The sequence below is a fragment of the Blastococcus sp. SYSU DS0616 genome (genome assembly GCF_054051015.1).
Window position 1 is genome coordinate 42,800 of the sequence record NZ_JBJHAJ010000013.1, and the last position, 19,870, is coordinate 62,669.

Below are 19,870 nucleotides of genomic sequence, written 5' to 3' on the forward strand. Positions count from 1 at the left end.
GGCGCCGTGATCGACCTGCGGTCGGACACGGTGACGCGCCCGACGGAGGCGATGCGCCGGGTCATGGCCGAGGCCGAGGTGGGCGACGACGTCTACCGCGAGGACCCGTCGATCACCGCGCTCGAGGAGCGGGTGGCGGCGATGCTCGGGCACGAGGCCGGCCTGTTCGTCCCCTCGGGGACCATGGGCAACCAGATCGGCATGCGGCTGGTCTGCGAGCCCGGCCAGGAGGTGCTCTGCGACGCCGACGCGCACGTGGTCACCTACGAGATGGGTGCCGCGGCGGCGGTCTTCGGCATCTCCACCCGCACCGTGGTCTCCGACCGGGGTCGGCTGGACGCGGACCAGGTCATCGCGCAGGTGCGGCCGAAGGACGACTGGCACCTCACCGCCACCGCGGCCGTCGCCGTGGAGAACACCCACAACCGCGGCTTCGGCCGGGTGCAGCCGCTCGACCAGCTCCAGCGGCTGTGGGACTGGTCGCGCGGCGCCGACGTCGCCGTCCACCTCGACGGCGCCCGCATCTGGAACGCGCACGTCGCCTCCGGCGTCGACCTGGCGACCTACGGCCGGCTCGCCGACACCGCCTCGGTGTGCCTGTCCAAGGGCCTGGGGGCGCCGGTGGGGTCGGTGCTGGTCGCGTCGGCGGAGCGGATCGCGGCCGCCCGGCTGTGGCGCAAGCGGCTGGGCGGTGGCATGCGGCAGGCCGGGGTGCTGGCCGCGGCGGGCCTGCACGCTCTCGACCACCACCTGCCGCGGCTGGGCGAGGACCACGAGCACGCGCAGCTGCTGGCCAAGCGGCTGGGGGTCGACCCGGCGTCGGTGGAGACCAACATGGTGGTCGTCGACGAGGTGCCGGCCCCGATGATCGCCGAGGCGGCCAGGGCGCGGGGCGTGCTGGTCGGGCAGGTCGGCCCGCGCCGGATCAGGCTGGTGACCCACCTGGACGTCGATCGCGTCGCGGTCGACCACGCCGCCGACGTCCTCGCGGACCTCCTCGACCGCTAGCCGCCGGGCGGACCGGTGAGAGCGCCGGCACCGCCAGATCTGCGATGTGGCCCGCATCGGGCGGCTGATGGGGGCGAGTGTGCAGATCTCGCCCGGGTCCGGCCGGGGTCAGTCGCCGATCAGGGAGTTCAGCAGCTCGATGTCCGCGGCGTGGCCGCCGCACGGGTCGCCGTCGCGCAGACTCGGCGTCTCCACGACCATGGGCACCCCGGCGGTGGTGCGGTGGCGCAGCAGCTCGGCGAACGGGCCGGTGCCGTACTCGCCCGACCCGATCAGCCCCTCGCCGATGGTCGTGTGCCGGTCGCGCTTGGAACCGCAGGCGTCGAGCGAGTCGTTCACGTGCACCAGGCCCAGCCGGCCGGGGCCCACGGTGGCCTCCAGCGCCTCGAGGGTGGCCGACATCCCGCCGGGGGCCGCGAGGTCGTGGCCGGCGGCCCAGGCGTGGCAGGTGTCGAAGCACACGCCCAGCAGCGGGTGGTGCTCCAGCGCGGCGAAGTAGGGGCCGAGCTCCTCGACCGTGGCGGCGAGGGCCTTGCCGCCGCCGGCCGTCGGCTCGATCAGCAGCCGCGGCCCGTCGGGGTCGGCGGCCTCCAGCACGGGCAGCAGCTGCTCGTGGAGCTGGCGCAGGGCCGGTTCGTACCGGTCCTCCCCGACGGCGGACCCGGCGTGGACGACGACGCCCTGGCAGCCCAGCTGCGCGCCGCGCCGCAGGTTGTGCGCGATCGAGGCGACCGACTGCGTCACGGTCGCCTCGGTCGGCGAGCCGACGTTCACCAGGAACGGGGTGTGGATGAACGAGGGCACGCCGCGCTCGGCGCAGCCGGCGGTGAACCTCGCGTCCTGCGCCGGGTCGCCGTCGGTGAGCTTCCAGCCGCGGGGGTTGCCCACGAAGACCTGGACGGCGCGGGCGGCGACGGCGTCGGTGTAGGCGAGCCCGCCCGTGGCCAGGCCGCCCTTGATCTGGATGTGCGCGCCGATGGCGGGCACACCGGGGGAGGTGTGCGACAAGGACCTATCCGAAGGTGAGCAGGATGGTGACGGGGGTGCCGCGCTCCACGGTCTCGCCGGCAGCGGGGCTCTGCCGCAGCACCCGGTTGCCGAAGAACCGGGTGGCCTCCACCTGCAGGCCGGCGGCCCGCAGGATCGCGGTGGCCTCGTCGCCGCTCTTGCCGACGACGTCGGGCACGGTGACCAGCGGGACGCCCGCCGAGACCTGGATGCGCACGGTGCTGCCGTAGGGGACGGGGCCCGCGCCGGGACCTGGTTCGACGGCCATGACCTCGCCCTTGTCGACCTGGTCGCTGCGCCCGTCCTCGTCGCGCTCGACGGTGAAGCCCTGCGCCTCGAGGTTGGCCCGCGCCTGCTCCGGGGTCTGCCCGGTCACGTCGGGGACGGCGACCGGTGCCCGGCCCTGGCTGACCACGACCGTCACGACCTGGTCGCGCTTGAGCGCGGTGCCCGCGGGCGGGTCGAAGCCGATCACATTGCCCGGGGGCACGGCGTCGTCGTAGGCCTGGCCCCGGGTGATCTGGATCGGCAGGTCGGCCTGCAGGCGCGCCTCGACGTCGTCGACCGGCTGGCCCACGAGCTCCGGCGGCACGGTGTAGCGCTCGGGCCCCTTGGAGACGACGACGCGGACGTCGGTGCCGCGGATGAGCTCGCCCGACGACGGGTCGGTCGAGATGACCACGCCCTCCGGCACCGACTCGCTCCACTCCCGCACGACCGGGTCGGGGTCGAGCCCGGCGTCCTGCAGCAGGTCGATGGCCGCGGCCTCCTGCTTGCCGGTCAGCGCGGGGACGTCGGTCCAGCGGCCGGAGCCCAGCCACCAGCCGACCGCGCCGACCGTGATCGCCATGAGCAGGACGACGGCGACCAGCAGCCGGGCGCGGCGCCGCCGGATGTGGTCGGGGACGCCGGGACGCGGCCGCGCCGGCCCGGGGCGACGGCCCTGCACGTCGGTCGTGGGACCGGCGCCCATCCCCGGCAGCATGCTGGTGCGCCCGGCGCGCGAGCCGCGGCCGCCGAGCACCTCGGTGCCGGGATCGCTGGGGTGGCCGGGCCGGGGCCGGGTCGGGCGGTTGGTGGGCCGCAGCGTGGCCGGGCCGGCCGTGCTCTGCCCGGTCGGCACGGGGACCGGGTCGATGCCGAGGTCGGTGCGGACGTCGTGCAGCTCGGCGAGGAACGCACCGGCGTCCAGGGGTCGCCCGGCCGGGTCGCGGCGGGTGGTCCGGGCCACCAGCTCGTCGACCTGCCAGGGCAGGCCGGGAACCTCCGCGGACGGTGCGGGCACGTCGTGGTGGACGTGCTGGTAGGCCACCGCGAGCGGGGTGTCACCGCCGAACGGCGGATGCCCGGTGAGCATCTCGTACAGCACGATGCCGGCGGCGTAGATGTCGCTGCGGGCATCGGCGCGGCCGCGCTCGAGCTGCTCGGGGGAGAGGTAGGCGACGGTGCCGATGAGCACCCCGCCGGTCTGGCTGGTCTGGCCGGTGCCGACGACGGCGCGCGCCAGGCCGAAGTCGGCCACCTTGACCACGCCGTCGACGCCGATGAGCACGTTCTCCGGCTTGATGTCGCGGTGCACGATCCCGGCCCGGTGCGCGGCGGTGAGCCCGGCGAGCACCGGCTCCAGGACGGCGAAGGCCTCGCCGACGGTGAGCCGGCCGCGGGCGCTGAGCAGGTCGCGCAGCGTCCGCCCGCGCACGAGCTCCATGACCAGGAAGACCAGCCCCTGGTCGCTGCCCTGGTCGCTGACCCCGACGACGTTGACGTGGCTGAGCATCGCCGCCGCCCGCGCCTCGCGGGTGAACCGGTCGACGAACGTGGGGTCGTGGGCCAGGTGCTCGGCCATGACCTTGACCGCGACGGTCTTGTGCAGCCGGAGGTCGGTGGCCGCGTAGACGGTGGACATGCCGCCCCGCGCCACCCGCTCCTCGAGGCGGTAGCGCCCCTCGAGAACGAGGCCGACCACGGGGTCGGTCACGGCGGTGTCCACACGGCCGAGTGTAGGAGCGGGGAGGGGCCTGGTCGCTCCACGACGCGGCGACGGGGATCACCGGGGCGCCTGTGACGGATGGAGAAGGACCTCCCTGCAGGGGCCCGGCGCTCGCGAGCTCGCGCCGGGCCCCTGCGGGGAGGCCGCATCAGGCGAGGTCGAGGCCGGGGTACAGCGGGTGCGCGGCCAGCAGCTCGGCGGCCGCCGCCCGGGTGCGGTCGGCGACGCCGTCGGCCACCACGTACCTCGCCTGCGAGGCCGCGCCGTCGCGGGTCGCCGCCGGGGTGGTGGCGGAGAGGACGTCGACGATCAGCTCCGCCGTCCGGTCGAACTCGGCCGGACCGAAGCCGCGGCTGGTCAGCGCCGGGGTGCCCAGCCGGACGCCGGAGGTGTACCAGGCGCCGTTGGGGTCGGCCGGCACTGCGTTGCGGTTGGTGACGATGCCGGCGTCCAGCAGCGCGGACTCGGCCTGGCGGCCGGTCAGGCCGAAGCCGGTGACGTCGATGAGCACCAGGTGGTTGTCGGTGCCGCCGGTGACCAGCCGGGCGCCGCGCTTCGTCAGCCCCTCGGCGAGGGTCTGCGCGTTGTCGGCGACCGCCTGGGCGTAGCCGGCGAACTCGGGGCGGCGGGCCTCGGCGAAGGCGACCGCCTTCGCGGCCATCACGTGCGGCAGCGGGCCACCGAGCACCATGGGGCAGCCGCGGTCGACGGCGTCGGCGAACTCCGGCTGGGCCAGCACGAATCCGCCGCGCGGGCCGCGCAGCGACTTGTGGCTGGTGCTGGTGACGACGTGCGCGTGCGGCACCGGGTCGAAGTCGCCGGTGAGCACCTTGCCCGCGACCAGGCCGGCGAAGTGCGCCATGTCGACGACCAGGGTGGCGCCCACCTCGTCGGCGATCTCGCGCATCGCCGCGAAGTCCACCCGCCGCGGGTAGGCGGAGTAGCCGGCCATGAGGATCAGCGGCCGGAACTCGCGGGCCCGGGCGCGGACGGCGGCGTAGTCGAGCAGCCCGGTCGACGGATCGGTGCCGTAGGACGACTGCTCGAACATCTTGCCGCTGATGTTGGGGCGGAAGCCGTGGGTGAGGTGACCGCCGGCGTCCAGCGACATCCCGAGCATCCGCTGGTCGCCCAGGGCGCGGCGCAGCTGCGCCCAGTCGGTGTCGGTGAGGTCGTTCACGTGCCGGGCGCCGGCCTCCTGCAGGGCGGGCAGCTCGACCCGCTGGGCGAGCACGGCCCAGAAGGCGACCAGGTTGGCGTCGATGCCCGAGTGCGGCTGCACGTAGGCGTACGGCGCGCCGAACAGCTCGCGGGCGTGCTCGGCGGCGAGCGCCTCGACGGAGTCCACGTTCTGGCAGCCGGCGTAGAAGCGGTGCCCGACGGTGCCCTCGGCGTACTTGTCGCTGAACCAGCTGCCCATGGTGAGCAGCACGGCGGGGCTGGCGTAGTTCTCGCTGGCGATCAGCTTCAGCGAGGCGCGCTGGTCGGTCAGCTCCTGGCTGATCGCGTCGGCGACCCGGGGCTCGACGGCGCCGATCACGGCCAGGGCGTTGCGGTAGGCGGCCGAGGCGGCGGTGCCGTCGAAGGAGTGGGTGATGCGGGGGGCGGTGGTCATGAGGGCTCCTGCGCTGAACGACGGTGAGGTGCCCAGGCGCACGGCGACGGTGGTGCGGGCCGCTCCCCGGTGGTGGCCCACCTCGACGCGCCAGTCACGGCCCTCCGGGAGGTTATCGCGCCGCCACCACCGTGTCGGCGGGTACCGACCGGACGTCGTCGAGCCCGCACAGGACCATCGTGTGCTCGAGCTCCTCGGCGAGGCCGCCGAGGACCCGCGCCACGCCCTGCTCGCCCCCGGCGGCGAGCCCCCAGACGACCGGCCGGCCGAGGAAGACCGCCGAGGCCCCCAGGGCGAGCGCGGTGAGCACGTCCGACCCGGAACGGATGCCGCCGTCGGCGTAGACCTCCACGTCCTCGCCGACGGCGTCGACGATCTCGGGGAGCGCCTGGGCGCTGCTCACCGCGGGGTCGACCTGCCGGCCACCGTGCGTGGTGACCCACACGGCGGCGGCGCCGGCCTGCACGCAGCGGACGGCGTCGTCGCCCCGGAGCACGCCCTTGACCACCACCGGCAGGCCGGAGAGTTCTCCGAAGCGGGCGATCTCGTCGAAGGTCCAGGTGGCGGTGGCCAGGCCGTCGAGGGTCGGCTCCTCGCCCTCCGGGGGCCGGTTGGCCATCCGCACGCCGGCGCGGTGCACGAAGTCGTGGCGCAGGTCGCGCCGGCGGCGCCCCAGCAGCGGGACGTCGACGGTCATGACCAGCGCCCGGTAGCCGGCGTCCCCGGCGCGGCGGGCGAGGTCGTCGGTGTGCCGCTCGGAGTGCATCCGGTAGAGCTGGAACCACTTCGGGCTGCCGGGCTCGACGGCGGCGACCTCCTCCAGGCTGTGGGTCGCGCTGGTGGACACGGTCATCAGGGCACCGGTGGCGGCGGCGGCCCGGGCGGTGGCGAGCTCGCCGTCGGGGTGCGCCATGGCCTGGTAGGCCCAGGGGGCGATGCCGATCGGGGTGCCCACCGACGTGCCCAGCAGCTCGGTGGCGAGCGAGGCGGTGGTGGTGCCGCGCAGCACCCGGGGCCGGAGCCGCCAGGTGCGCCAGGCCGCCGTCGCCTCGCCCATCGTCGTCTCGGTCTCGGCGCCGCCGGCGTAGTAGTCGTAGACCGGCCGGGGCAGCAGCTCCCGGGACCGGGCCTCGAGGTCGACGAGGTCGACGAACGGCGGCTCCGGGCGGGGGTCCTCGGCAACCTCGGTGACCTCGGCGGCCTCCGCCCCGTCGTGCCGGCCGGTCGGTCCCGGCACCGGGCTGCCCGCTGGTCCGCTGTTCGCCATAGGCTGACACTCTATGGAGACGCTCACCCCCGCGGAGGTCGCCCAGCTGCTGGGCACCTCCCCGAACCGGGTCCGGCAGCTGCTGCGCGACGGGAAGCTGATGGCCGTCCCCGGCAGCGGGAACGGCAAGATCCCCGCCGACTTCGTGCAGGACGGGGTGGTCCTCAAGCACCTGCCCGGGCTGCTGACGGTCCTCCGGGACGGCGGCTTCAGCGACGAGGAGGCCTTCGAGTGGCTGTTCCGGGAGGACGAGTCGCTGCCCGGCACCCCGGTGCAGGCGCTGCGGGACGACCGGCACACCGAGGTCACCCGGCGGGCGCAGGCGCTGGCGCTCTGAGCCGGGTGCATCCGGGGGCGGGCCGGGGACGGAAGCGGGTTCCGTGGAGCGGCTGACGTACCTGGGCCTGCTGGTCGGCTGCCTGGTGGTGACCGCACCGCTGGAGCTGCTGCTGGGCGTGCGCGTCTACGCGCGCTGGCGGCGGTTCCTCCTCGCCGTCCTCCCGATGTTCGTCGTCTTCGTCGGCTGGGTGCTCTACGCCATCGCGCAGGGCCACTGGGACTACTCGGCGGCGCGCACCGTCGGCGTCCGGCTGCCCGGGGGGATCCCGGTGGAGGAGGTCCTGTTCTTCCTCGTCGTCCCGCTGTGCTCGGTGCTCGCGCTCGAGGCGGTGCGGAAGGTGACCGGCTGGGATGCGGGCTATCCGGCGAGGGAGGCCGAGAGGTGAGCTACAGCGCCCTGGCGGTGACCGCGGTCGCCGCCGTCCTCGTGGTGGACCTGGCGGTCCTCCGCACCCGCATGGTCACCCGGCGGGTGTTCTGGGTCGCCTACGCGATCATCGTGTTCTTCCAGCTGCTGATGAACGGCGTGCTCACCGGGCTGGACGTGGTGACCTACGACCCGGCCACGATCTGGGGGCCGCGGATCGCCTACGCGCCGGTGGAGGACCTGCTCTTCGGCTTCGCCATGGTCACCCTCACCCTCGCCACCTGGGCGGCGGTCAACCGCCGGGCGAACACGGCCAGGCGGCGCGGCCTGGAGACCGACACCCGCCGGTCGAGCACCCGGTAGTCGGCCCGCTCGATCTCGGTGAGGATCCCGCCGTAGAGGGCGGTGGCCGCGCGCACGCAGTCGCGCGACTCCGGCGCCAGCATCGGGGTGCCGGGCGCGGCGTCGTCGTACCGGCGGCGCACGATCGCCACCATCTCCCGCATCAGCTGCCGGAACCGGTCGTCGAACCGCTTGGCCGCCAGCTGCTCCCGGGTCACCCCGTGCGCGGCCATCAGGTCGGCGGGCAGGTAGACCCGGCCGCGGTCGACGTCCTCGCCGACGTCGCGCAGGAAGTTCGTCAGCTGGAACGCCTCGCCGAGGGCGACGGCGTGCGGTGCCGCCTCCTCGCGGGCGATGCCCGGAGCGGTGCCCAGCACGGGGAGCACCTGCAGGCCGATGACCGACGCCGACCCCCACATGTAGCGGTCCAGCGCGTCGAGGTCGGCGTAGCCGGTGACGTCGAGGTCGCTGGTCATGGCGGCGAGGAAGTCGACCAGGTGCTCGACCGGGATGCCGTAGCGCCGGTAGGTGTGCACCAGCGCGAGCCGCACCGGGTCGTCGGACCAGCCCGTCTCCAGCTCGGTGAGCAGCGCCGCCGACCAGGTCATCAGGTCGCCGGCCGGGTCGGCGCCGGGGTGGTCGACGAAGTCGTCGGCGACCCGCGCCGCGGCGTAGAGGGCGTGCACCGCCGGCCGCCGCTCGGGGGTGAGCAGGCGGGTGGCCAGGTGGTAGCTCTTGCCGTGCTCCGCGGCGATGGCGGCGCAGTGCCGGTAGGCGGCCGCCAGCTGCGCCTGCCGGGCGGCCTGGGTACCCGGCGGCCGGAGCGGGCTCACCGCGCCACCGGCCCGGTGATCCGCTCGGCGGCCAGCCGGCCGCTGATCAGCACCATGGGGACCCCGACGCCCGGCTGCACCGACGACCCGGCGAGCACCACGTTCTCGGGGCCGCGGCGGGGCAGCGTCGGGGTGCGGAACGGGCCGGTCTGGCCGAAGGTGTGCGCCAGCGCGAACGGCGTTCCGGCCGCCATGCCCTGGGCGGCCCAGGTGGCCGGGGTGTCCATGTGCTCCACCTCGATCGCGCCGGTGACGCCGGTGAACCCGCGGGCCTCCAGGGTGGCCAGCAGCTCGTCCCGGTAGCGGGGCCCGAGGGCCGCCCAGTCCAGGTCCGGGTTGCCGCCGCTGCGCGGGTCCAGGTTCGGGGTGGGCGCGACGACGCTGAGCACCTGCCCGCCCTCGGGGGCCAGGGACCGGTCGGTGACCGAGGGCATGCTGATCAGCAGGCTGGGGTCGCTCATCGGCCGGCCGTCGCGGGTGAGCTCGTCGAACACCCCGCGCCAGGAGTGCCCGAAGCTGATCGTGTGGTGCGCCTGCCCCGGCAGCTCGGCCCGCACGCCGAGGTGCAGCGCGACGCAGGAGGGCGAGTAGACCGGGCGGCGGGGGCCGCGCAGCCCCGGCACCAGCGCGTGCGGCGCGTCGGTGGTGACGACGACGGCGTCGGCGGGCAGCCGATCGCCGTCGGCCAGGACCACGCCGGTCACCCGGTTGCCGAGCGTCTCCAGCTCGCCGACGGCGGTGTCGTACCGGAGGACCACCCCGGCGTCGGCGGCGGCGCCGGCCAGCGCGCGCGGCACCGCGCCGATCCCACCCACCGGGTGCCACACGCCGGCACCGATGTCGAGCTGCGCGATCACCGCGTAGGCGGCGATGGCGCGGAAGGGAGAGACCCCGGCGTAGAGGGCCTGGAAGCTGAACAGCCGGCGCAGCCGGTCGTCGGCGAAGTACCGCGCGACGTGCCGGGACAACCGGCCGAAGCCACCCCGGCGGGCGAGCGCCAGGAGCTCGGGGCCCAGCAGGTCCAGCGGCGAGTCCAGGTTGCGGTCGATGAACGTGGTGAGCTGCAGCCGGTACAGCTCGGCGAGGTCGGCGAGGTAGCGCCGCAGGGCGGCGGCCTCGGCCGGCCCGCACAGCGCGGCCACCTCGGCGGCGAACGCCGCGGGGTCGGCGTGCACGTCGAGCGAGGTGCCGTCGGCGAACTGCGCCCGGTAGCTCGTCCGCAGCGCGCGCAGCTCGAGCCGGTCCTCCAGCCGCTCGCCGACGGCGGCGAGGGTCTCGGCCACGATCTCCGGCGCGGTGAACACCGACGGCCCGGTGTCGAGCGCGTAACCGCGGCGCTCGATGCGCCCGGCCCGCCCGCCGGGCCCCCCGGCGCGCTCGACGACGGTGACCTCGCGGCCGGCCCCGCGCAGGCGCAGCGCCGCGGCCAACCCCGCGAGCCCCGCCCCGACGACGACGACGCGGTCGGTGCGACCCGGAACGGTGCGCACCATCAGGCGGTGCGTGACGTCGCGGCGACCGCGAGCGCGTCCAGCGCCGCGCGGGCGTCCTCGGCGAGGGGTGCCTCGGCGATGGCCTGGCGGGCCCGGGCGGTGCTGGCGGCGATGCGCTCCTCCACCCGGTCGCGGGCGCCGGTGGTGACCAGCAGCGCGCGCAGCGCCTCGAACTCGTCGGGCCCGGCCGCGGGGTTGCCGAGCAGGTCGCCGAGCAGCCGGCGCCCGGCGTCGTCGGCGGCCTCCTCGGCCAGCGCGACCAGCAGCGTCTGCTTGCCCTCGCGCAGGTCGTCGTCGACGGACTTCCCGGTGACCTCGGGGTCGCCGAAGACCCCGAGCAGGTCGTCGCGGAGCTGGAACGCCTCGCCCAGGGGCAGCCCGATGGCCGAGCAGGCCTCGACCACGGCCGGGCCGGCCCCGGCGATGGCGGCGCCCAGCTGCAGCGGGCGCTGCACCGTGTACCCCGCGCTCTTGTAGCGGGCCACGGTGAGCGCGCCGTCGGGCCCGGGCAGCCCACCGGCGGCGCGCAGCAGGTCCAGGTACTGGCCGGCGGTGACCTCGGTGCGCATGGCGTCCCAGACGGCGCGCGCCCGGCCCAGGGCCGGCTCCGAGATGCCCGAGCAGCGCAGCATCTCGTCGGACCAGACCAGCGCCAGGTCGCCGACGAGGATCGCCGCGCCGACGCCGAAGAGGTCCTGGTCGCCGGAGAAGCCGTGGGTGGTGTGCCGGTCGGCGAAGCCGATGTGGGTGGTGGGGCGGCCGCGCCGGGTGCCGGCGGCGTCCATGACGTCGTCGTGCACCAGCGCGCTGGCGTGCACGAACTCCAGGGCCGCGACCGCGCGCAGGACGGCGTCCTCGTCCTCGCCGGCGCCCGGGCCCTGTCCGCGCGCTCCCCGCCATCCCCAGTAGGCGAACGAGGGGCGCAGCTTCTTGCCACCCGCGGCGACGGCGCAGACCTCGTCGACCACCGGGACGAGGCTGGCGTCCATCGCGGCGAGCGTGCTGCGCTGCTGGTCGAGGAAGCGGGTGAGCGCCTCGGCGACCGCGGCGCGCACCCGGTCCAGGTCGGCCACCGACAGCGGAGGTGCGGGGCGGGCGGACTCGCGCGGCTGCGCCCCGACGATCATCTGGTCAGTATCGCCCGATCCGGTGGGGTGCCGCCGCACCAGCAGGGCGGCGGGGGTGCTCCGCTGCATCGTTCCTCCGTCGCTCGGTGGTCGGGACACGCCATCTTCCGGGCGCGGGAGCGCTGCGGATGCACCTGCCGGGGGAGTTCTCCGACAGGACGGTCGCGGGCGGGCTGCCGCACCGCCCGTACCCTCGGGTGCCGTGACACCCACCGTCCGTGAGCTCCTGGCCACCGAGCGCCCGACGTGGTCGTTCGAGTTCTTCCCGCCGAAGACCCCGGCGGGTGAGGAGCTCCTCTGGACGGCGCTGCGCGAACTCGAGCGGTTGCACCCCTCGTTCGTGTCGGTCACCTACGGCGCCGGCGGCTCGACCCGCGAGGGCACCGTGGCGATGACCGAGCGGATCGCGGCGGACACCACGATGACGCCGCTGGCGCACCTGACCGCGGTCGACCACAGCGTCGCGGAGCTGCGGCACGTGATCAGCCGCCTGGCGGCGGCAGGGGTCCGCAACATCATGGCCCTGCGGGGTGACCCACCGGGTGCCGATCCGCAGGCGGAGTGGGTGGCCCACCCGGAGGGGCTGCGCTACGCCGCCGAGCTGGTGGAGCTGATCCGCTCGGTCGGCGACTTCTCGGTGGGCGTCGCCGCCTTCCCCGAGCGCCACCCGCGCTCGCCGGACTTCGACACCGACGTCGAGATGTTCGTGGCGAAGTGCCGGGCCGGTGCCGACTTCGCCATCACCCAGATGTTCTTCCGGGCCGAGGACTACCTGCGGATGCGGGACCGGGTCGTCGCCCGCGGGTGCGACGTCCCGGTCATCGCCGGGGTCATGCCGGTCACCAACGTCCGGCAGATCACCCGGATCGTCCAGCTGTCCGGTCAGGCGTTCCCGGCGGAGCTCGCCGACCGGTTCGCCGCGCTGGACGGCGACCGGCCGGAGGACAAGGCCGCGGTGCGGGCGCTGGGCGTGGAGGTGGCCACCGACCTGTGCCGGCGGCTGCTCGACGAGGGGGTGCCGGGGATCCACTTCATCACCATGAACCGGTCCACCGCCACGCGTGAGGTCTTCGCCAACCTGGCCGGGAGCGCACCGGCCGTCCGCTGACCAGGGTCTGCCCGGGCGCGCGACGGGGCATGGAGGCCCCATGGTCGCGGAAGAGGAGCAGGTGGATCGGTACTCCTGGCTGGTGCGCGCCGGGCGGCGGGCCTGGGCCGCGCTCGGTGTGCTCGCCCTGGCGGTGCTGGCGTACCTGCTGCTGCGCGAGGTCAGCGTCGTCGCCACCCCGCTGGCGATCGCCCTGTTCCCGGCCGCCGTGCTCTGGCCGGTCGCGGCCTGGCTGAAGCGGAAGGGGCTGCCCTCCACCGTCGTCGCGCTGCTGCTGCTGATCTCCCTCCTCGGGCTGCTGGGGCTGGCGATCTGGTTCGTGGTGCCGCGCTTCGCCGACGAGATCCCGGCGCTGGCGGAGAGCGTCGAGGAGGCGCTCAGCGACCTGGCGGAGCTGGTCGCTGACACGCCCTTCTCGCTGCCCTTCGACGTCGGCGACGGTGGGCTCGCCGACATGGCCCAGCAGGCAGCCGGTGCGCTCGGCGGCGGCGGCAGCGACGTCGTCGACCGCGGGCTGCAGGTGGCGCGGACGCTCGGCGACGTCGCCACCGCCGTCGTCCTGTTCCTGGTGGCCCTGTTCTTCTACCTGCGCGACGGGGGGCGCATCTGGTCGGGGATCATCAGCCTGCTGCCCGAGCGCACCCGGCAGCACGTCGGTCGGGTGTCCGGGCAGCTGTTCTGGACCCTCGGCGCCTACTTCCGCGGCCAGCTGATCGTCGCCCTCGTGGACGCCGTGGCGATCGGGATCGGGCTGGTCCTCCTCGGCGTCCCGCTGGCCATGCCGCTGGCGGTGCTGGTCTTCCTGGGCGGGTTCTTCCCCATCGTGGGGGCCTTCGTCTCGGGGCTGCTGGCCGTCCTCGTCGCGCTGGCCGACCAGGGGCTGACGACGGCGCTGCTGGTGCTGGCCCTCGTCGTGGTGGTGCAGCAGGCCGAGGGGAACCTGCTCGAACCGCTGATCCTGAGCCCTGTGCTGCGGCTGCACCCGTTCGCGATCATCCTCGCGGTCACGGTGGGGGGCGTGACCTACGGCGTCCTCGGCGCCTTCCTGGCGGTGCCGATCGCCGCCTGCGTGGCCCGGGTCGTGGACTACCTGCGCGGCCGGGAGCCTGCTGCCGGGCCGGGCTGGCGCGACCCGGAGCGGGACGACGCGCAGGACGAGAGCCGGGACGAGGACCGGGACGAGGGCCGGGGCGGTGCCCGGGACGCCGCCCCCGCGGAACCGGCGAGCGCCCGCACCGGGTAGGGCGGACTGCCGGGGCGGCCGGCCCGCACCACCTGGGCGTCAGCCCTGCCGCGTCCCCTCCAGCAGGTCGGCGGCGCGGGCAGCCGCCCGCCGCAGCCCCTCGCGCTCGGAGGCGTACCCGCCGGCCACACCGACGACCGGCAGGTTCGACAGGGCGCGGGCGAACAGCTTCCCCTTCGGGCGGGCGTCCAGCGCGTCGTCGATTCGGCCGAGCAGCCGAGCCGCCCGCCACAGCGTGCGGACGGCGCCCTTCGCCCCGCGGCGCTCGTCCCGGGGGCCGAACGCGCCCTCCACGTAGGTGCCCTTGCTCCGGGTGAGCAGCGGCTCGACCTGGGTCGGCGTGAGCTCCCGGCGCAGCAGGACCCGCGCCAGCAGCGACACCCGGTCGGCCGGGGCGGTCACCCCGTGCTCCCCGGCGACACCGAGCACCACCAACGACTGCACCGCGGTGCCGACGCTGTTCTGCAGCGGCAGCAGATCGGCGAGTTTGCCGGCGAAGCGGGGGACCGCCGACACGCCCGCGGCCACCCGGGACACCCGGTCGGCCCACCAGCGGTCGCGCTCCTCGCGCGGCAGCTCCGGCGGCCGGCCCATCCGGTCCGCCAGCGGGGTCAGCAGCCGGTCGAGCCGGCGGAGGACGTCGACGACGACGGCGTCGCTGATCTGAGCAGCCATGGGCACGGGGTGCCCCGTACCCGGTTTCTCGATGCGTGGCGGTGGTGTGGCGCTCAGTACGGCGGCGGCGAGGTGGTGGCGACCAGACCGCTCGGGGTGGTGACCGTGAGGGTCCCCTCGCTGCCGAGGTCGTGGCGCCACCCCGGTGCCTGGTGCTTGCCGCGGTGGTCGGTGGTGCAGTAGCCGGCGAGGTTGCCGGCGCTGGTGGGACCGTCCGGATACGGGCGGTGGTGGTCGAGCTCGCCGCCGCGGGGCACCCGTCGACGGCAGCCGGGGAACCGGCAGCGACGATCCCGCGCCCGCACCCACCGATCCAGCTCGCCCGAAGGGCGGTAGCCGGTGCTGGGCCCCGGGGCGCCGAGGCCGGGCCGGTCGGAGAGGTCGTGGGTGCAGCGACCGGTGCTCCGACGGCAGCACGGACGGTCGCAGCTGCCCGCGCGGCGCAGACCGGGCAGGTCGGTCAGGGCCAGCAGCGTGCCGGACAACGCGTCGGTCAGGGCGATCCTCGGCCGCTCGGCCAGCCCACCGCCACCGGTGCTCCCCAGCAGGTCGGCGAGCCACGCCCGTTGCCCGTCGGAGGCCGACCGCAGCGCCGCCAGGGCGTCCTCCGCTGCGGTGAGCCGCCCTCCGGGGCCGGCCCGCCAGGTGGCCTCGTCGTCGGCGTCGGCCGTGACTGCCGTGCGGACCAGTCGACCGGCGCGGGAGAGCTCCTGCTCCGCGCGGAGCACGGCGAGGCCGGCGGTCTCGACCGCCTCGTCGGCCAGCGTCCACCAGCCGGTTCCGGGCGAGGTGGCCGCCGGCCCGGGAGGTACCGCCCCGGCCGTGGTCGCTGCTGCCGGTGAGGAATTGTCGGCATCCGGCGGGGTGTCCTCCGGTTCCGGCGCCGGAGGATCACCGCGCCGCCGGTCTGGCCCTCGCGACGTCGGTGAGGCTGCGGTGCACCCCCGGCGCTCCTGGGCCACGGCGGCGTCGGTACCGGCGTCGGTACCGGTGTCGGCGCGGGGCGCGTCCTCGATCTCGGCGTCCTCGATCGTGTCGCCCGGGAGTGCGTCGTGGGTGGTGGCGGGGTCGCCGGCGACGTCCGGGGGAAGGGCGGGGTCGCCGGCGACGTCCGGGGGAGGGGCGAGGTCGCCGTTGCCGTCGGGGTCGGGATCGACCAGCTCACCGCTGAGCAGCCGGCGCTCCGTCTCGGCCAGCCACCACTCCAGCTCGGCCTGCTCCTGCGCCTGCCACGACATCGAGCCGGACGGCTGCCCCGGGGCCGGCTCCGCGGAGTCGGATCCCAGCGGCCGGCCGGTGAGCGCTGTCAGGAAGTGGCGGATCATCTCGGCCGGCACGACCTGCCCGTCGATCTCCCCGGAACCGTCTCCGCCGGCGAGGGTGGCCAGCGAGGCGACGACGGTGAGCAGCACCTGCACCGGCGGCAGATCGGTCTCGCCCGGGCGCAGCACCAGGTCGAGCAGGCAGTCGACCATCTTCTGGCCCCGCGTGCGCTGATCGTCGTCGCCGTCGAGCGCCTCCGCGCAGGCGGTCAGTGCCCGGTACAGCGCCTGGGCCTCCGGCATGGTGGCGTACACGCTCACGGTCGCCATGCCGTCGACGGCATCCGGGCGGATGTGGACCCCGCGCCGCTTCAGCGCCTCCTGCAGCGTGCGGGCCGCGGCGCGGGCGTCCCGCTGGGCCACCTCGCGGCGCGCCTTGTCGTTCAGCTGCGCAGGCGTCACCACCCGGCCCGCAGCCCAGCGCAGCAGCTCCGCCTCGACCTCGGCACGCACCCGGTCGTCGGCGATGGGAGCGACCTTCTCGAGCATGGTCCAGAGGTGCCCGGGGTGCAGGGCCCCCGCCTCCAGGGCGGCCAGCGTGCCGGGCAGCCGCTCCACGAGCGTCAGCGAGCGGACCAGCAACGCTTCCGCGGCCCGGGCGGAGAGCGAGAGGGCGATCATGAGCTCCTGCGTCGCCCACTCGCTCACCCCGCGCAGCACCTCGGGACGCGCGGCCCACCGCTCCGGGCTCATCGCGCCCGGCTCACCCTGGGCACGGTCGCCGTCGGCGGGCCGGTCCGCGGCGAACCTGGCGACCGCGCGGGCGCGCAGCGCGGTCTGCCGGGCGATCTCGCGGTCCGCGGCCTGCACCTCGCCGAGCGGGCCAGCGGCCAGCCTCACCGGCGGGGCGAACTCGGGCCACTCGGTGGACGCCTCGCGGGCTCGCCGGCGCCGTCCGGCGGCCACCGCCCGGGCGCGGGCGGTGGCGTACCAGTCGCTCACCGCCCCGACGTCCGCCATGCATCGAACATACGTTCGATCGCCCCGGAAGGCAAGACGGATTTGTGCGAAGGTGCTGCTCAGCGCGGTGCGGCCCCGGGCGCGGAGTCGTGTCGTCCCGCGCCGCGGTGGCCACCCGGACCGGGTCAGACGCCGCTGCCGTGCCTGCCCTCCCCGGCGGCGAAGCGTGCGGCCCCCGGCAGCGCGTCGACGGCGAGGGAGGCCATGCCGTGGCGGAACTCGTTGGCCATGGCCGCCTCCTCGTCGAGGCCGTCCTGCTCCAGCAGGGAGGCCCGGTCCTCCCGCAGGCAGGTCTGGGGGAAGGCGGCGATCCGGGCGGCCAGCGCCCGGGCCTCGGTCAGCGCCTGCCCGGCGGGCACGACCCGGTTGACCAATCCGATCTGCAGCGCCTCGGCGGCGTCCACCCCTCGCCCGGTGAGCACCAGGTCCATGGCCCGGGAGGTGCCGATCAGTCGCGGCAGCCGCACGGTGCCGCCGTCGACCAGTGGCACGCCCCAGCGGCGGCAGTAGACCCCGAGAATCGCCGTCTCGTCGGCGACCCGCAGGTCGCACCACAGCGCGAGCTCCAGGCCGCCGGCGACCGCGTGCCCGGCGATCGCGGCGATGACGGGCTTGCGCAGCCGCATCCGTGTGGGGCCCATGGGCCCGTCCCCGTCGGTCTCGGTGCGGTTGCCGCGGTCGGTCCCGATGGCCCGCAGGTCCGCGCCGGCGCAGAAGGTGCCGCCCTCGCCGTGCAGCACCGCCACGGCGGCCTCGTCGTCGGCGTCGAAGGCCCGGAACGCGTCGGCGAGCGCGGCGGCGGTGGGCCCGTCGACGGCGTTGCGTGCCGCCGGGCGGGACAGTCGCACCGTCGTCACCGGACCGTTCCGCTCGACGGTCACCGTCTCGCTCACGACGAGCGCCCCGCGGCGTCGGCCCACAGCGGCTCGCGCAGGGCCCGGCGGAGGATCTTCCCGACGGGGGAGAGGGGGAGCTGGTCGACGACGTGCACGGTCTTGGGGACCTTGTAACCGGCGAGCGCGCCGCGCACCGCGTCCCGCAGCTCGTCGGGGGTGGCGCTCGACCCGGGGCGGAGCGTGACGAAGGCGGTCACCGCCTCCACCCACGTCGGGTCGGGTGCGGCGACGACGGCCGCACCGGACACCGCCGGGTGGGCCATGAGCACCTCCTCGACCTCCCGCGGGTACACGTTGTAGCCGCCGGTGATGATCATGTCGCTGGTCCGGTCGACAAGCGTGAGGTAGCCGCGGTCGTCCAGCCGGGCCAGGTCGCGGGTGGCGATCCAGCCGTCCCCGCTGATCGTCTCGGCGGTGAGGGTGGGCGCGTCGTGGTAGCCGGCCATGCCGAAGGGGGCACGCACCTGGAGCTCGCCGATCTCGCCGGCCGGCAGGGCGCCGCCGTCGCTGCCGACGACCCGGACCTCGGCGTCGACCGAGGGGTGGCCGCACGAGCCGGCCAGGGACGGGTCGGTGTGGTCGAGGGCGTCGAGCACGGTGATCGCCAGGGGTGCCTCCGTCTGCCCGTAGTACTGCACCAGGCGTGGACCCCACACGTCGAGGGCCTGCGCCAGCACCGGGCCGGGCATGGGGCTGGCGCCGTACACCGCCGTGCGAAGGCTGGAGACGTCGGCGCGCTCGGCGGCGCCGGAGGACAGCAGCATGCCGAGCATGGTGGGTACCAGGTTGATCTCGGTGGCCCGGTAGCGGGCGAGTGAGTCCAGGTAGCTGGCGGGGTCGAAGCCCGGCAGGACGGCGGCCGCGCCGCCGCGGATCCAGTAGGGGAGCACGAACGTGCCGCTGGCGTGGATCAGCGACGCCGCGTGCAGCATGACCGAGTCCCGGCCGGGGGAGACCAGGTTCGCCAGGATGTTGGCGCAGATGGCGGCGTAGCTGGCCTGGGTGTGCACCACCGCCTTGAGCGCGCCGGTCGTGCCCGAGGTGTAGAGGATCAGCACCGGGTCGGTGGGCTCGGCGGGCAACCGCGGGTCGGCGGCGCTCGCGTCGGCCATCTCGTCGAGCAGGTCGAGTGCCTCGACGTCGGAGGTCTGGCCCAGGCTGACCAGCCGGAGGCCGTCCACCCGCCCGGCGAGCTCCGCCGCCCGGTCGGCGAGCGCCGCACCGTGGATGAGCATCCGGACGCCGGTGGCGGCGAGCATCCGCGCCTGCTCGTCGGCCGACAGCCGGGCGTTGAGCGGCACGCGCGCGGCGCCGGCCTTGAGGCAGGCGAAGTCGATCGGCACCGACCACAGCCCGTTCTCGACCAGGAGGCCGACCCGGTCCCCACGGGCCACCCCCAGCCCGATCAGCACGTGCGCCATCCGGTTGGCGGTCTCGTCCACCTCCCGGAAGGTCAGCGACGCATCGCCGCTCATCACTGCCGTGCGGTCCGCGAACCGCCGGGCGCCCCTCCGCACCAGCTCCACCGTCAACACCGGTCACCACTCCCTCTCGAGTCGGACGGCAACTTACAGTCCGTTCGGACGGTTTGTCAGTACCTATCCTGACGCGGTGACGGAGCGACGTACCCAGGAGCAGCGCCGGGCGGACACCCGGGCGCGGCTGCTCTCCGCGACCATCGACTGCCTGGTCGAGCACGGCTACGCCGGGACGACGACGCAGCGGGTGCAGGAGCGGGCGGGGCTGTCCCGCGGGGCGCTGCTGCACCACTTCGCCACCAAGGAGGCGCTGCTGGTCGCCGCCGTCTCGCACGTCGCCGACGCGCAGATCCAGCAGGTGCGCGCCGATGCCGCGACCGGCCGGGTGGCCAGCGAGGTGGACCTCCTGCACCGGGTGATGTCCGGCCCGCTGTTCCTGGCCGGGCTGGAGCTGTGGGCCGCCGCACGCACCGAGCCGGTGCTGCGCGCCGCGCTGCTTCCCGCCGAGCGGCGGGTGGGGGCGGCCGTCCGCGACCTGGTCGCCGAGCTGTTCCCCGGCTCCTCCCGGGACCGGACCGAGATCGACGGCCTGCTCGCCCTCTACCGCGGGCTGGCTCTCACCAGCGTCCTGCGCGAGGACGGCGACCGCGACCGGCGCGTGCTGCAGCTGTGGGTCGGCCGGGTGCTCGGCGCCGCGCCCGTGGTGTCCGTGGACCGAGCCGCCCGATAGCCCTCCCGGTGAGTTCCCGGTGAGGATCGCCGCGGGACCCACCGGGCCGGCCGGGGCTACGGTGACCGC

At 75.5% G+C, this 19,870-nt stretch carries 17 protein-coding genes, 1 pseudogene and 1 riboswitch; of the genes and pseudogenes, 7 read left to right on the top strand and 11 right to left on the bottom strand.

The features are described from left to right. The first annotated feature begins 6 nt into the window (after positions 1-6). Positions 7-1,008 carry a threonine aldolase family protein gene (locus ACI79K_RS11620; protein ID WP_456599765.1) on the top strand — a complete coding sequence of 334 codons (1,002 nt, stop codon included), beginning with the start codon at positions 7-9 and terminating at the stop codon, positions 1,006-1,008. Positions 1,009-1,116: 108 nt separating this feature from the next. On the opposite strand, the gene ACI79K_RS11625 is transcribed toward ACI79K_RS11620, so the two are convergent. The 4 genes from ACI79K_RS11625 to ACI79K_RS11640 all read right to left on the bottom strand — a co-directional run bounded on the left by ACI79K_RS11625 (position 1,117) and on the right by ACI79K_RS11640 (position 6,888). Next, positions 1,117-2,016, bottom strand: a complete 900-nt coding sequence (locus tag ACI79K_RS11625) for a deoxyribonuclease IV (RefSeq protein WP_456599766.1) — start codon at positions 2,014-2,016, stop codon at positions 1,117-1,119. A 4-nt stretch (positions 2,017-2,020) separates the two neighbouring features. Continuing rightward, positions 2,021-4,006 (bottom strand): Stk1 family PASTA domain-containing Ser/Thr kinase, encoded by a 1,986-nt coding sequence (pknB, locus tag ACI79K_RS11630; RefSeq protein WP_456589516.1) that lies wholly within the window; start codon positions 4,004-4,006, stop codon positions 2,021-2,023. Positions 4,007-4,154: 148 nt separating this feature from the next. After that, entirely contained in the window at positions 4,155-5,621 is a 1,467-nt protein-coding gene (locus ACI79K_RS11635) for a glycine hydroxymethyltransferase (protein ID WP_456599767.1), read from the bottom strand. 23 nt (positions 5,622-5,644) lie between these two features. Then, a riboswitch (ZMP/ZTP riboswitch) is annotated at positions 5,645-5,729 on the bottom strand. A 4-nt stretch (positions 5,730-5,733) separates the two neighbouring features. Continuing rightward, positions 5,734-6,888: an alpha-hydroxy acid oxidase gene (locus ACI79K_RS11640; protein ID WP_456599768.1), complete on the bottom strand. Its 1,155-nt coding sequence runs from the start codon at positions 6,886-6,888 to the stop codon at positions 5,734-5,736. A gap of 13 nt (positions 6,889-6,901) precedes the next feature. On the opposite strand from ACI79K_RS11640, the gene ACI79K_RS11645 reads away from it, so the two are divergent. The 3 genes and pseudogenes from ACI79K_RS11645 to ACI79K_RS11655 form a co-directional block, all read left to right on the top strand. Next, positions 6,902-7,225: an Rv2175c family DNA-binding protein gene (locus tag ACI79K_RS11645; protein WP_456589513.1), complete on the top strand. Its 324-nt coding sequence runs from the start codon at positions 6,902-6,904 to the stop codon at positions 7,223-7,225. Positions 7,226-7,268: 43 nt separating this feature from the next. Then, complete coding sequence (locus ACI79K_RS11650; RefSeq protein ID WP_456589512.1) at positions 7,269-7,613, top strand: lycopene cyclase domain-containing protein; 345 nt, start codon at positions 7,269-7,271, stop codon at positions 7,611-7,613. A 44-nt stretch (positions 7,614-7,657) separates the two neighbouring features. Next, positions 7,658-7,819: pseudogene (locus ACI79K_RS11655) on the top strand (lycopene cyclase domain-containing protein); the annotation flags it as partial. Here the strand turns inward: ACI79K_RS11655 and ACI79K_RS11660 are convergent. From ACI79K_RS11660 to ACI79K_RS11670, 3 genes are read right to left on the bottom strand one after another with little or no spacing between them, the layout of a single operon-like run. Next, positions 7,816-8,769, bottom strand: a complete 954-nt coding sequence (locus ACI79K_RS11660; RefSeq protein WP_456589511.1) for a phytoene/squalene synthase family protein — start codon at positions 8,767-8,769, stop codon at positions 7,816-7,818. The pseudogene ACI79K_RS11655 and the gene ACI79K_RS11660 sit on opposite strands and share 4 nt — an antisense overlap. Next, entirely contained in the window at positions 8,766-10,262 is a 1,497-nt protein-coding gene (crtI, locus tag ACI79K_RS11665) for a phytoene desaturase family protein (RefSeq protein ID WP_456589510.1), read from the bottom strand. Before crtI ends, ACI79K_RS11660 begins: the two co-directional genes overlap by 4 nt. After that, positions 10,262-11,458 (bottom strand): polyprenyl synthetase family protein, encoded by a 1,197-nt coding sequence (locus ACI79K_RS11670; protein ID WP_456589509.1) that lies wholly within the window; start codon positions 11,456-11,458, stop codon positions 10,262-10,264. Before ACI79K_RS11670 ends, crtI begins: the two co-directional genes overlap by 1 nt. A 133-nt stretch (positions 11,459-11,591) precedes the next feature. Here ACI79K_RS11670 and metF point away from each other — a divergent pair, with 133 nt between their 5' ends. Continuing rightward, positions 11,592-12,497, top strand: a complete 906-nt coding sequence (metF, locus tag ACI79K_RS11675; protein ID WP_456589508.1) for a methylenetetrahydrofolate reductase [NAD(P)H] — start codon at positions 11,592-11,594, stop codon at positions 12,495-12,497. Positions 12,498-12,537: 40 nt separating this feature from the next. Next, positions 12,538-13,740 carry an AI-2E family transporter gene (locus ACI79K_RS11680; protein ID WP_456589507.1) on the top strand — a complete coding sequence of 401 codons (1,203 nt, stop codon included), beginning with the start codon at positions 12,538-12,540 and terminating at the stop codon, positions 13,738-13,740. A gap of 39 nt (positions 13,741-13,779) precedes the next feature. Here the strand turns inward: ACI79K_RS11680 and ACI79K_RS11685 are convergent, their stop codons facing one another. From ACI79K_RS11685 to ACI79K_RS11700, 4 genes are all read right to left on the bottom strand, one after another. Then, on the bottom strand, positions 13,780-14,415 hold the full coding sequence (locus ACI79K_RS11685) for a hypothetical protein (RefSeq protein ID WP_456589506.1): 636 nt from the start codon (positions 14,413-14,415) through the stop codon (positions 13,780-13,782). 53 nt (positions 14,416-14,468) lie between these two features. Next, the gene (locus ACI79K_RS11690; RefSeq protein ID WP_456589505.1) at positions 14,469-16,697 is read right to left on the bottom strand and encodes a DUF222 domain-containing protein; all 2,229 of its coding nucleotides are present in this window, start codon (positions 16,695-16,697) and stop codon (positions 14,469-14,471) included. A gap of 125 nt (positions 16,698-16,822) precedes the next feature. Further along, complete coding sequence (locus ACI79K_RS11695; RefSeq protein ID WP_456589504.1) at positions 16,823-17,590, bottom strand: crotonase/enoyl-CoA hydratase family protein; 768 nt, start codon at positions 17,588-17,590, stop codon at positions 16,823-16,825. Next, positions 17,587-19,128 (bottom strand): class I adenylate-forming enzyme family protein, encoded by a 1,542-nt coding sequence (locus ACI79K_RS11700; protein WP_456597225.1) that lies wholly within the window; start codon positions 19,126-19,128, stop codon positions 17,587-17,589. Before ACI79K_RS11700 ends, ACI79K_RS11695 begins: the two co-directional genes overlap by 4 nt. Positions 19,129-19,204: 76 nt before the next feature. Between ACI79K_RS11700 and ACI79K_RS11705 the strand changes: the two genes are divergently transcribed. After that, positions 19,205-19,801 carry a TetR/AcrR family transcriptional regulator gene (locus ACI79K_RS11705; RefSeq protein ID WP_456589502.1) on the top strand — a complete coding sequence of 199 codons (597 nt, stop codon included), beginning with the start codon at positions 19,205-19,207 and terminating at the stop codon, positions 19,799-19,801. Positions 19,802-19,870: the final 69 nt, after the last annotated feature.